Annotated in this window: 11 protein-coding genes; 7 read left to right on the top strand and 4 right to left on the bottom strand. The window is 59.6% G+C overall.

Features of this window, described 5'->3' with window-relative positions; genetic code table 11:
- The first annotated feature begins 73 nt into the window (after positions 1-73).
- From CDO73_RS01060 to CDO73_RS01045, 4 genes are all read left to right on the top strand, one after another.
- Positions 74-1,369: a citrate transporter gene (locus CDO73_RS01060; protein WP_088486624.1), complete on the top strand. Its 1,296-nt coding sequence runs from the start codon at positions 74-76 to the stop codon at positions 1,367-1,369.
- Positions 1,370-1,384: 15 nt separating this feature from the next.
- Positions 1,385-3,529, top strand: a complete 2,145-nt coding sequence (locus CDO73_RS01055; RefSeq protein ID WP_088486623.1) for a hydantoinase/oxoprolinase family protein — start codon at positions 1,385-1,387, stop codon at positions 3,527-3,529.
- A gap of 37 nt (positions 3,530-3,566) precedes the next feature.
- On the top strand, positions 3,567-4,340 hold the full coding sequence (locus CDO73_RS01050) for a hypothetical protein (RefSeq protein ID WP_088486622.1): 774 nt from the start codon (positions 3,567-3,569) through the stop codon (positions 4,338-4,340).
- Between the two features lie 95 nt (positions 4,341-4,435).
- Positions 4,436-5,293 carry a MurR/RpiR family transcriptional regulator gene (locus tag CDO73_RS01045; protein WP_088486712.1) on the top strand — a complete coding sequence of 286 codons (858 nt, stop codon included), beginning with the start codon at positions 4,436-4,438 and terminating at the stop codon, positions 5,291-5,293.
- 76 nt (positions 5,294-5,369) lie between these two features.
- Here CDO73_RS01045 and CDO73_RS01040 read toward each other — a convergent pair whose 3' ends face one another.
- Positions 5,370-6,305, bottom strand: a complete 936-nt coding sequence (locus CDO73_RS01040) for a prenyltransferase (RefSeq protein ID WP_256972502.1) — start codon at positions 6,303-6,305, stop codon at positions 5,370-5,372.
- A 161-nt stretch (positions 6,306-6,466) separates the two neighbouring features.
- Between CDO73_RS01040 and CDO73_RS01035 the strand changes: the two genes are divergently transcribed.
- Positions 6,467-7,198, top strand: coding sequence for a metallophosphoesterase (locus CDO73_RS01035; protein WP_088486710.1), 732 nt, complete (start codon positions 6,467-6,469; stop codon positions 7,196-7,198).
- A 151-nt stretch (positions 7,199-7,349) separates the two neighbouring features.
- Here CDO73_RS01035 and CDO73_RS01030 read toward each other — a convergent pair whose 3' ends face one another.
- The 3 genes from CDO73_RS01030 to CDO73_RS01020 all read right to left on the bottom strand — a co-directional run bounded on the left by CDO73_RS01030 (position 7,350) and on the right by CDO73_RS01020 (position 9,301).
- Positions 7,350-8,120: a hypothetical protein gene (locus tag CDO73_RS01030; protein ID WP_088486621.1), complete on the bottom strand. Its 771-nt coding sequence runs from the start codon at positions 8,118-8,120 to the stop codon at positions 7,350-7,352.
- Positions 8,121-8,308: 188 nt separating this feature from the next.
- Complete coding sequence (locus tag CDO73_RS01025) at positions 8,309-8,593, bottom strand: YkgJ family cysteine cluster protein (protein ID WP_088486620.1); 285 nt, start codon at positions 8,591-8,593, stop codon at positions 8,309-8,311.
- Complete coding sequence (locus CDO73_RS01020) at positions 8,594-9,301, bottom strand: peptidylprolyl isomerase (RefSeq protein WP_088486619.1); 708 nt, start codon at positions 9,299-9,301, stop codon at positions 8,594-8,596. It abuts the gene before it with no gap.
- A gap of 157 nt (positions 9,302-9,458) precedes the next feature.
- Between CDO73_RS01020 and CDO73_RS01015 the strand changes: the two genes are divergently transcribed.
- Positions 9,459-10,142: a TIGR00266 family protein gene (locus CDO73_RS01015; RefSeq protein ID WP_088486618.1), complete on the top strand. Its 684-nt coding sequence runs from the start codon at positions 9,459-9,461 to the stop codon at positions 10,140-10,142.
- 218 nt (positions 10,143-10,360) lie between these two features.
- Complete coding sequence (locus CDO73_RS01010) at positions 10,361-12,652, top strand: YcdB/YcdC domain-containing protein (protein WP_179218430.1); 2,292 nt, start codon at positions 10,361-10,363, stop codon at positions 12,650-12,652.
- Positions 12,653-12,697: the final 45 nt, after the last annotated feature.

Genomic DNA, 12,697 nt, shown 5'->3' with positions numbered 1-12,697 from the left:
GACCAGATATGCGGTTCGGAAGGCGGCCGCGTCGGGCAGGCCGTTTACCTGAACATAAAAGGGGAACGATTCGATGACGACATGGATGTGGGTACAGGCTATCGGGATTTTGCTGGTCTTCGTGATATTCGTCGGCTTGATGATGGCGCGCAAAATGCCGACCATTCTGGCGCTGCCGAGCATGGCGATCCTGTTCGCGCTGATCGCGGGCGTGCCGTGGACCTCGGCCGATCCGGAAGCCGCGACGATCAGCGGCACGGTGCTGGCTCAAGGCGCGATGCGGCTGTCCACGGCGATCGCCGGGCTGATCTTCGGCGCTTGGTTCGGCCAGATTCTCAATAAAGTCGGCATTACCAAAGCGATTATCCGCAAAGCGGCCGAATTGGCCGGCGACAAACCGATCTTGATCGCGCTGCTTTTCTTTATTACCGCTTCGATCATTTTCTCCGCGGCCAACGGTCTCGGCATGGTCATTCTGGTCGGTACGATCGTGATTCCGATCATGCTGACCGCGGGCATCTCGCAGTTCGTCGCGTCGATCGTCGTGCTGTCGGCGGTGGGCATCGGCGCTTTGTTCAACGTCTCGACTTGGGCCGTCTACGTCGACGTGCTGGGACTGCCGGTCTCGACGATCGCCGATTATACGCTGATCGCGGCCGCGCCGCTGTTCGTCGTCTGCATCGCGATGATCGTGTTCTATGTCAAACGCGGCGGACAAGGACGACGGGCTTGGGCGATGCCGAACGGCTCGGCTTCGGGCGACGGGCGCAAAGTGCCGACGATCGCGCTGATCAGTCCGATCGTGCCGGTGCTGATGGTGTTCATTTTCAAAATGGATATCGTGCCCGCCGTCATCATCGGAGCGCTCGCCACGTTGATCTTGTCGCTGCCGAAACGTCCGGTACATATTCTGTCCAGCGCGCTCGTCGAAGGCATTCAAGACGTCGCCGGCGCGCTCGGTCTGATGATCGGCATCGGCATCCTGCTGAATTCGGTCATGGCGCCGCAGGTCACCGCCGTGATCTCTCCGCTGATCGAGAGCGTGCTGCCGGGCAGCCCGTGGACTTACATCCTGTTCTTCACGATCTTGTCGCCGCTCGCGATCTACCGCGGACCGCTCAACGTCTGGGGGCTCGGCAGCGGCATCGCCGCCTTGTTCGTGGGCGCGGGCATGACGCCGGTCGCCGCGATGCTCGCGCTGCGGGTCGTCAGCAACGTGCAGGCCGTATCCGATCCGACCAACTCGCATAACGTCTGGGTCGCCGATTTCACCAAAAGCGATATCAACGACATTCTCCGCAAAACGCTGCCGTGGATGATGGCGTCCGTGCTGATCTCCATGCTGTGGGGCGCGTTCGTCGTATTTTAGAAAGGAGGGGACCTCATGTCCCGGAAAGTCAGGGTCGGCATCGACGTCGGCGGCACCTTCACCGATGCCGTCGTGCTCGATAACGAAACGTTCGAAATCTTGGAACAGATGAAGATCCCGACCACCCACCACGAAGAAGAAGGCGTGGCGCGCGGGATCGTGGATATTTTGCAGGCGGTGCTTCGGAAGTGCGGCGCTTCGCCAGAAGACGTGGCGTTTATCGCCCACGGTACGACGCAGGCGACCAACGCGCTTCTGGAAGGCGACGTGGCGCCGGTCGGCGTCGTCGGCATGGGCACGGGCATGGACGGACTCGGCGCGCGCGGCGAATCCAATCCCGGGCAGATCGAACTTGCGCCCGGCAAGCTGTTGGAGACCCGCCATACGTATCTGGATTCGAAAAATCTGACGAACGAACGCGCGGAAAGCGCCGTGGACGAGCTGCTGTCGCAAGGAGCGGAAGTGATCGTCGCGTCCGAAGCGTACGGCGTCGACGATCCGACGGCGGAACTCGCGGTAATCGAGGCGGCCAACCGCAAAGGCGCGTTCGCCACGGGCGGACACGAGATCTCGCAGCTCTACGGCCTCAAGACGCGTACCCGCACGGCCGTCGTCAATGCCAGTTTGATTCCCAAGATGATGGAAACGGCCAATATGACGGAAAAGTCGGTCAAAGACGCGAATATCGCGTCGCAGCTGATGATCATGCGCTGCGACGGCGGCGTGATGAGCATCGAAGAAGTCCGCAAACGCCCGATCTTGACCATGCTGTCGGGCCTTGCGGCCGGCGTCGCCGGAGCGCTGATGTACGAGAAGATCTCGGACGGCATCTTTTTCGAAGTCGGAGGAACCAGCGTCGACATCTCGGTGATCAAGAACGGCAAAGTCATGATCCAGAACGCGCAGGTCGGCGGCCACCGGACATATCTGCAATCGCTCGACGTGCGCACGCTCGGCATCGCCGGAGGCAGCATGATCCGCGTGCAGGGCCAAGAGATCGTGGACGTCGGTCCGCGCAGCGCGCATATCGCCGGACTGGCGTACGAATGTTTCGCCGAACCGTCGGCGCTTGCCGGCGCTTCCGTCTCGTTCGTCAGCCCGCGTCCGGGCGACCCGCAGGAATACGCGATCGCGGTCATGCCGGACGGCTCGTCGTATTCGTATACGCTCGCTGGCGCGGCGAACCTGCTCGGTTACGTGCCGGAAGGCGATTACGCGTATGCCGGCCGAGAAAGCGCGGCTCTGGCTTGGGAAGCGCTCGGGACGTATCTCGGCGTAAGCCAAGAAGAAGCGGCGCGCCGGGTACTGGATCTGGCGATCGCCAAAACGATGAAAACGGTCAACGAGATGATCGCGGATTACGAGCTGGACCGCTCGTTCATCACGCTGGTCGGCGGCGGAGGCAGCGGTTCGGTGCTCGTGCCGGCGATGGCGGAGAAAGAAAATTTGAAATGGAAAATCGCGGATAACGCGCCGTACATCTCCACGATCGGGGTCGCGCTCGCGATGGTCAAAGAGCAGATCGAGCGCACGGTGATCAATCCCACCGAAGAAGACATCAAGCGGATTCGGGGCGATATTCTCGACAAGATCGTGCGTTCCGGAGCCAACGAAGAAACGGTCGAGGTCTCGATCGAGATCGACGCGCAGAAAAACGTGCTGCGCGCGATCGCGACCGGTTCGACGGAGCTGCGTTCCAAAGACTTGGCGCAGGCGGAACTCAGCGAAGCGGAGATGCTCGGCATCGCCGCCGCGTCCGTGGACGCCGTGCCGGAGCAGACCAAGCTGAACGCGCGGACCGGCAGATGGAACTTATTCGTGGCCGAAGAAGTCCGCAAAAGCTTTTTCGGACTGCTGAAGAAACGCCGCACTTCGGTCAGCGTGCTCGACCGAGAAGGCGTCGTCCGTTTCAAGCAGGGCAGCGCGCAGTACGGGCTGTTCCGCAAGAAGGAAAAAGACGGCATGTTCGCCGAATTCCTCGACGACAGCACCATCTATTCCGACGCGAACGCCACGATCCCGAAAGTCTTTTTGTTCTACCGCGAGAAGATGCTCGATCTCACCGGCATGCAGACCAAAGAACAGCTGATGTCGATGATCGAATTGGAGACCGAAAGGCTCGAAGCCGAAGAAGAATGGATCGCGGTCGCTTATCATTAAATATCGGACATCCGAACGATCGAAGGAGGCCGCGGCGATGGGCAAAGCGATAAACGAGTCGAAAACGAAACCGTACGGGCAGGCGACCGCGTTCGAAGATACGGCAGGCGGACGGACAGGCCGCGGCTTATTGAACATGAACAGTCTGCCGAACCGGGAAGATTCCGATCTGACGCTCGGCTTGATGGAGCTGCGCCGCGATCCGATGTACCGGAGGATTCCCGAAGAACGCCGCGTCCGGTATGCGGAGCGCTCGCTGAACGACGGGTACGAAGCGGCGGAAGCAGCGGAGCGGCTCGCGATCGGGGAACTGCTGGAACGCGCCGGCATCGCCGTGCGGTTCGACGGGGCTTCTGGCGGCTTGTTCGGATCGGCGCTGCGGGCGCAGATCGATTGGACGGGCAAAGTGCCGCGCATCGTCGTGTACCGCGAATCGATGCGCCAGCTTGCCGAAGCGGCATCCGCTTTTCCCGGGACGTTCGGCGAACTGACGGCCGAAGCGGCGGCGGATATTCATCTGGCGCACGAATATTACCACTGGCTGGAGTATACGCGCGGCGTCTTTACCGCCGAACGGCTCGATCCTGTCGAGATCCGTTTCGGCCCGTGGAAACGCCGGGCGTCGGTACGCCAATGCGGAGAGATCGCGGCCCACGCGTTCGCGAAGCGGCTGCTGAAGCTCACGCATCTGCCGAACCTGCTCGATTATTTGTATTTGATGCATATCGGAGAACTAAATAAAGAAGCTTTTGACGAGGAAATGGAAAAATGCAGGGAGGCATCGGGCAGCGGACGGCGGCATATGGTATAATGGGGCAATCGTTGATGTCGCAAGCGCGATTCGCGGCCGGTCCGATCGTAAACCGGCAGGCAGCGGGCGCTTCGCGCTGTGCAGGAGGACAAAACATGGCTCAAGAAGTACCGGCTGTCATCGCGAAGATCGTGTCGCAGCAGCAGAAATTCACGTACGGCGAAAACCAGATCGCCAACTTCGTTATCGAACATTCCGATTTTATCACTCGCCACACGATCACGGCTTTGGCGAACGAGATCGGCGTATCCGAGACGAGCATCAACCGTTTTTGCAAAAAGATCGGGTTCAAAGGGTTTAACGATTTCAAGATCGCCGTAGCCCAAGACTCGTTCTATCGGGAGATGCAGACGCGCAAAAAAGAACGCCGGGAAGTCAACTTGGTCGACGGCCTGGCGCTGGATTACAACGAACTGATCGTGAGCACGTCGGCGATGGTGGAAGAAGCCGAGCTGCTTCGGTTGGCGGAACTGCTGCGCAGCGCCCGGCGGGTGCATATTTTCGGCATCTTCGATTCGTTCTTGGCGGCGACGGCGCTCAAGAACCGGCTGCTGCTGCTCGGCATCCACGCCGAAGCGGCGAACGACAGCCGCGCGATGAAGATCGCGGCGTCGCAGTGTACCGAAGAAGACGCGGTGATCGCGTTTACCCGTTCGGGCACGACGGTGGAGATCGTCGAAGCGATCGGGACCGCGCGCGCCAATCACGCGCATACGGCGGCCATCACCTGCTACCATTCTTCGCCGGTGACCGAATCGGCGGCGATCAGCGTCATCGTGCCGGACAAGAAATCGGTCAGCAGCAGCGCGATGATGTCCAACCATATTACGTTTTTGTTCGTGGTGGACGCCGTGATCAGCCTGCTCATTTCTTCGGACAAGACCTATTTGAAAAAGAAGCTCGACAGCGAAGGGTTGATCGCCAACCGTCCGCGTCTGAGCGACTATTATTAAGCCGGCGCATGCCGGCTTTTTTCATGCGCGCAAAAGGTTAGGACGTCCGGCGAAGGATGGTCTGAGGCCGTCTTCATCAGGCTCCCGCCAAGCCTTGAACGGCCAACGCCGCGATCAGGATGGCTCCGCAGCGCACCGTCATGGTCATGGACATCGCCATGAGCGACTGATGCTGCCGCAGGCTGCGCTCGCCGCGCATCTGGCGGTACATCCGAACGAGCGGCCAAGCGGTGATCAGAGCAAGCAGCGCATAAGCCGGCAGGGCGCCGGTCAGCACGCAAACGACCACGCTTAAGCAGACGAGCAGCAGCAGGAGCGGGGATAAACGGAACGAACGATTCGTGCCAAGCGAGACCACCAGCGTACGTTTGCCCGCCGATTCGTCCGACTGCCAGTGCAGGAAATGATGATTGAAGAACACGAGCGTCGTCAACAGCCCGATCGGCAGCGACAGCGGCAGCAGCCGCCAGTCGAAATGCGAGGTCTGGACATAATAAGCGCCCATGACCGGCAGCAGGCCGAAGCAGATCACGTGCGCGAGTTCGCTGGTGCCTCTGCCCCAATAGCCGAACCGAACGGGAGGCGCGACGTAGAAAAAGGCCAGCAGTCCGCCGATGACGCACAAAGGCACGACGCCCCAGCCGCTGGTCAGCAGCAGGATCAGCCCGCATAGGCACGCGATGCCGCCCATCAGCAGCGTGACGATCAGGAAGACGGGCAGGCTCCAGATTTTTTGCGTGAGGACGCCCGAGTCGGTCGAAGCGGTGTCTTCGCGTTCGTAAGCCGCTTTGTCCGCGCCGCTGAGATAGTCCCAGAAGTCGTTGAACATGGTGGAGAACAGATGGGCGGCGCAGGAGCCGACCAGCGTCAGCAGGAACAGGATCGGATGGAATTCGCCGTTCCATACGTAAGCGGCAAGCGTGCCGAGCGCGACGCAGATGAGCATGATCGGCAGAAATAACATGCGGGAAGCCCGGGCGAACTCGCGGAGCCGCAGGATGAGGGTGGACAAAGCGTCGCCTTCTTTCGATTTGGTTTTCGTTCGCATAAAATTTTAATATCTTAATCTTAAACTTACCGCGAGAACGGCAAACATCGGGCACGCTTCGAAGCAGGACGGCCGGTGATCGGATATACTGGTATAAACTCATGTTATTGGATGTGAATTCGACCATGTCTCAGAAAACAGAAGGACGCAAGCTGTTCGTAACGGATATTCACGGCGAATACCGCGGATTGATCGAACTGCTGCGCGAGATGGATTACGACGCTTTTACGGACCGCTTGATCGTCGGCGGCGATCTGATCGACCGAGGGCCGGACAGCGCGCTGGTGGTGCGGTATTTGCGGACGCTTCAGCGGATGCACCCGCAGCGGGTTACGGTGGTGACGGGCAATCACGAGGAGATGCTGCGCTGGTATCTCGAAGACCGCTCGAACATGTGGCTGCTGCACGGAGGAGCGGAAGCGCTGGCGAGTTTCGATCGCACGTTCGAAGACGAGACGGAGAGCCGCGAACATCTGGATTGGCTGTTGACGCTGCCGATGGTGGCCGAAGACGACGAGTTCGTCTATACGCACGCGGGATTCGTGCCGGGCGATCCGCTTCACGAGCAAAGCCGGGATATTCTGTGGCTGCCGGAAAGGGAATTCTATGCGTATGACCGGGGAACGATTCTGGAAGCGACAGGCGGCCGTCCGGTCGTACACGGGCATACGCCGTGCGAATTCGTCTGCTTCGACGGCGCGCGGTTGAACTGCGATCTGGGTTCGCATACTTACGGGATCGAGGAGCTGCGCGCTTTGGCGCTCGTCGACCTGACGGGCGGGGAATACGCCGTCTACTTCTGCGGAAGCGGGCGCGTCGAGCGGCGGCGAATGCCGGAGATCGGGGGCAAAGCTTGAAGTCTGCGAAGTCTGAAGCTTGAGAAGCTTGAAGCGAAACGGAAGACGCACGGGTGCCGTCGGAGAAAGTCTTAGCCCGTATTGGGTTCAAATCGCAAAAAAGACCTCGAATTCCGCCGGAACGCGGAAATCGGGGTCTTTTTCGGGTCGCTCAAGCTTGCTTCGTCGGCAGTTCCGCCGAAGCCTTTTTTTCGGAAGCTTTCTTTTTGCGTTTGCGGCGCAGGATCAAGAAAACGATCAAAGCGATCGCTGCGAGCAATACGGCGGAAGCCGCGTAGACGATGTTCCTGATATTCGGAACGTTCAGAGCCAGTTCGATTCGATTCTCGCGGGTCGCCGCCAGATGCCAAGTCAATGTTCGGCCGTCGGCCGATACTTCGTCGGCGTTGTTCTCGCCGGGCTTGATCGGCAGCGTTAATTTGAAGTCGAAATCGAATTCTTTTTCGACCAGGCCGCCGAGCAGGAGGGAACCGAGGTAGCCGCTGATCGACGAGCTTTGGTTCGGGATCAGATCGGGCGAATCGGCCGTGACGACGAAGCTGCGCTTCGTGAAGAACAGACCCGGGTCCGCGCTGCTCTCGACGGTGACGCCCGGGATATCGGGAATCTTGCGGTCGGCATCCAGCTTGACGTTGCGGGAAGCGCGAATGCCCGATTGGTCGCCTTCCCGGGTCGCTTCGGCGTCGAAGCCTTGATCGCGCAATCCGGAAGCGATCTTCTCCGGAAGGTCGCTCTGGCGCAGCGTGTCGAGCGCGGAATCGTCGACGAGAGCATTAAGGGCGATATCGGCCGTGCCGTCGGTCTTGATCTTCACGTCCAATTCGCCTTTGGCGCAGGCGCTCAGCATCAGGCAGAGCGCGATCAGCGGCACCCAAACAAGCAGGCGCGAAACGGCGGGGCGTACGGTTTTTCGGTTAAGCATAAAGGCCTCCTTTCCGGGTTGGCTGCATGATTCAACTATACCCCATTTTGCCTGCTTGATCACGCGCGGAGGGAGAACGGCGGAAGCCGCGAATCGCGCCGCGGCGAAGAAGCGCATGGACAGCAGGCTGCCGAAAGCCGAAAAAACGCCGATCGCGTCAAGGCGATCGGCGTTCGGAAATCGAAGATTCAGCGCTTCGCTTCGGGACTCGGAGCGGTCTCGCGTTCCAGCCATTCGAGATAAGCGAACGCTTCCTCGGCGGACGAACCGCACATCTCGAGCGAAGGCGGCAGGCCGCCGCAGACCGCCGGGCGTTCGGGCCGGCCGAACAACCGGCAGCGCTTGCGTTCGTCGAGCTGCACGCAGGGCACGCCCGCGGGCTTGCCTTGCGGCATGCCCGGAATCGGCGAAGCGATCGAGACGGCGGTGCAGCACGCCCCGCAATCGGGACGGCATTGAAATTCGGCGGTCATTTATTGGACCTTCTCCGGTTCCGGATATTCGACGCCGCGCGTATCGACGGTTACTTTCTTCATCGTGGCGCCTTCGTTCGAACCCGGCTTGCCGTTCGCGTCCGTCGGCAGAGCGGCGATCGCGTTCACGACCTCCATGCCTTCGAGCACTTTGCCGAACGTCGCGTATTGGCCGTCAAGGCTTGGCTGGTCGGCCAGCATGATGAAGAACTGCGAACCCGCGGAATCCGGGTCGCCCGTCCGCGCCATCGACAGTACGCCCGTCGTATGCTTGAGCGTGTTGTTGACGCCGTTTTCGGTAAATTCGCCTTTGATCGCGTAACCCGGGCCGCCGGCTCCGGTTCCGTCCGGATCTCCGCCTTGAATCACGAATCCCGGCACGATGCGGTGGAACGTCAATCCGTCGTAGAATCCCGATTTGACCAGCGAAACGAAGTTGTTCACCGTATTCGGCGCGACGTCCGGATACAATTCCAGCTTGATGATGCCGCCGTTGTCCATTTCGATCGTGACGATCGGGTTCTTGTCTCCGGCTTCGGTCGTGTCCGCCGCTGCCGGCGTTTCGGCCTGCGTGGACGCCGGGGTGTCGGTTCCGGCCGTCGAAGCCGGCTGCGGAGCGCTTTTGCCGCACGCTGACAGCAGGATCAGCATGAGCATAAGGAGCGCGGCCAAAGCCGTCCGGCTGCCGGCTCTTTTGTTTCGGTACATGGTGTTGCCCCCTTGATTAGGTAGTAGGATGATCGAACTGCAATTGATTATAGCACAACTGCCGCAATTTGACGGAAGCGGTCGCGGCAATCTTCGTTGCGCGGCCGCGCAAATCTCATTAAGATGAAAGAGATCGAGAGAGAGGAGGCAAACAGGCATGCAATATCAGATTTTGTATCAAGGCGCCTTCCCGCTGCTTCAGGTGCAGCTTGACGGCGGAGAAAGCATCAAAGCCGAGTCGGGCGCGATGGTGTCCATGTCGCCGAACATCGAGCTGAGAGGCACGATGGACGGAGGAATCATGCGAGGCTTGGGACGGATGCTCAGCGGAGAATCGTTCTTCTTCCAAGAACTGCTGTCGGTAGGACGCTCCGGCGAAGCGACGCTCGCTCCGGCGACGCCCGGCGCGATCGAAGCGGTCGAGCTGGACGGATCGTATCGCCTGATGGTGCAGAAAGACGGATTCTTGGCGGCCACGGCGGGAATCGAAGTCAGCACGAAGATGCAGAACTTGGGCAAAGGCCTGCTGTCCGGCGAAGGGTTTTTCATCGTCGAGATCAGCGGACGCGGCACCGTGTTCTTGTCTTCGTACGGCGGCATCCATGCCATCAATCTTCAACAAGGCCAAGAAGTCGTCGTCGATAACGGGCATTTGGTCGCTTGGCCGGATTACATGCGTTACGATCTGGAGAAAGCGTCCAAAGGCTGGGTATCGAGCTTCACGAGCGGCGAAGGCATCGTCTGCCGATTCCGCGGCGAAGGCGTGGTGCTGATTCAGACGCGCAGTCCGAAATCGTTCGGCGAATGGATCAGACCGTTTATTCCGGGCGGAAGAAGTTAACGAAAAAACGGATTCGCAGATCCACTTTCGAACGATCGGAACTTCCGATCCCGAGGGTGGATTTTTTATCGAAATTGTTCCCTGTAACCGCTCTCTTTGTCATTTTTTCGTATCCGCTTCGTAGCCGTAAAGTAACCTCTGCATTCGGTGCCGGTGATAAGATGATGGCGGGGATCATCAACGGACAAGAACGGATCGAACGAAAGGAGAATCGAATGATGAAAAGAATCAAAGCAAGCATTCCGGCTTCGAGGAGGGCGGCAGCCGCCGTATTGGCGACCGTCGTTCTGTGCTCGCCGGCATTGGCGAATCAAGCTTCGGCGGCGCCGGCCGAAAACGGGGAATCGGTCGAATTTTCGACTTCCGCGCTGACCGGCTCCATTCCGGAAGGCGCGAAAGTCTCGTCTTCGGCCGCCGCGGCGGCCGTACAGAAACTTTTCCCGGAATTGAAGCCTTCCGACGTTTCTTCGGCCGATTACAGCGCTTATTACGGAACCGGCGACGCGAATCAAACTTGGAGACTTACATACGCTCTGCCGGGCCAAAACGGCAACAGCGCTTCCGTCGGCGTCGATGCCGTCAAAGGAAACGTGGTCGACGCTTACGTGCCTTCGGATAATCAAGCGGATGCCAAATTGACGCGCGAACAAGCTTCCGAGCGCGCGATGCAGTTCCTGCTGCGCGCGATGCCGAACAACAAATCGACCGATTTCGTGCAGGACGATACGACCTATTCCGACGGAAGTTCGGTTTCCCCGCTGCTGGGCGGCGCAAGCTATACGTTCAGCTATCGTATGAAAGTCAACGGCGTCCCTTCGCAGCCGGAAACGGCGGTCGTATCGCTCGACCGGAGCGGCGCGGTAAGCAGCTACTCGCGCAGCGTCAACAACCTGACCTATCCGTCGGCGTCGCCGAAAGTATCGGCCGAAGCGGCGCGCAAGATCTACGAGTCGGGTTTCGACGTCAAACTGACGTATATTCCGAACGACGAACAAACGGGCGCTTCTTCGACGTATTATCTGGGGTATGTGCCTTTCGATTCGGCAGCCGAACCGATCGACGCGGTCAGCGGCGAACGTTTGGACTCGATCACCGGCCTGCCTTACCCGCAGTCGGTCGCGATCGGTCAAGACGGCGAAGCGCTTCAAGCGGGAGGGTTCGTGTCCGCTCCGCTCAAGACCGAGAACGCGGCGCAGGAGCAGCTCAAGAAGCTCGGCTTGTTCCCGGAAGGCTATAAGGTGAACGGTCAGCAGACGTACACGCAGGACTATCCGAAGAAAAATACCAAAGTGTGGGTGATCGATCTCGCTCAAGTCGCCAAAGGCCGCACAAGCAGCGTCAACGTGCAGTTGAACGCGGAAACCGGTCAAATCTACAATTATTACTTCTACGATTCCGAGGCTTCGTCCGGCGCGAGCGTTCAGCCGACGGCGAAGAACAAGGAACAGGCGATCGCTTGGGCGTCCAAACTGCTTCCGAACGCGCAGCAATGGCGTCTGATCTCGACTCCGAAAAAAGGGGACTGGAGCCTGGCTTACAGCTTCCAACGTTACGAATCCGGCATCGCGGTTCAAGGCGATACGGCGAGCGTAACGATCGGCGCGAACGGGCAGCTGAACGAATTCTATGCGGTGCAGCCGTCGATCTCCGCGACCGGAACGTTCCCGGCCGCTTCTTCGGTCAAAGTCGCGCCTGCCGAAGCGAAAGCCAAATTCCTGAAAGACTCCGAACTACAGCTGTATTACAGCCAGTTCAGCCGTTACGCGACCGATCCTACCGAGCAAAGCCAGACCGAGATCAAGCTCACGTACGTGCCGATGCTGGGAACGAACGAACCGTTGGGCGCTTTCAACGCGCTGGACGCTTCCGACGGTCAATGGAAAACGACTTACGGATCGGACGACCCGGGCAAGCCTTCCGCCGGAGCGAGCGATATCGCGGGGCATGCCGAGCAATCGGCGCTCGAAGCGATGATCGACCACGGAATTCTGGTGCCGGACGATAAAGGCAAGGTCGATCCCGATGCCAAGCTGACTCGCGGAGAATGGGCGGATATGCTGGCGCGCGCGCTGCAGCCGAACTATTCGGCGTACAACGATTACCCGGGTACGGATTTGTTCCGCGACGTCAACGCCGACAGTCCTTATCAATCGGCGATCGGCGCGTTGGCGGGCCAAGGCTGGTTGACTCCGGACAAGACGGCGGATTTCCGGCCGAATGCCGAGCTGAACCGGGACGATCTGGCGCATCTGTTAATGGGCGTGCTGAACTACGATAAGCTCGCTTCTTACTACAACTCGACCGTCGATCTTCCGGGCATTGCCGATGCCGCAGGCGTGACGAACAAAGGGGATGCCGCGCTGGCGATCAAGCTGGGACTGCTCCCGGCCGTCAACGGAAACTTCCTGCCTCGGCAGGTCGTGACGAAAGCCGACGCATCCGCGGTGCTGATGCGCTTGGCCGATCTTCAAGGGAAAACGGATACCTTTATGAATTGGAACTCTTGGTAAGCGGAAGACAGAAGTGTATGCTGCATTCCGGATCAGATAAAAAAG

Source organism: Saccharibacillus sp. O23 (assembly GCF_002205895.1).
GTDB lineage: Bacteria > Bacillota > Bacilli > Paenibacillales > Paenibacillaceae > Saccharibacillus.
Note: the sequence above shows the minus strand (reverse complement) of the source record. Positions and strands in the feature narration are given on the sequence as shown.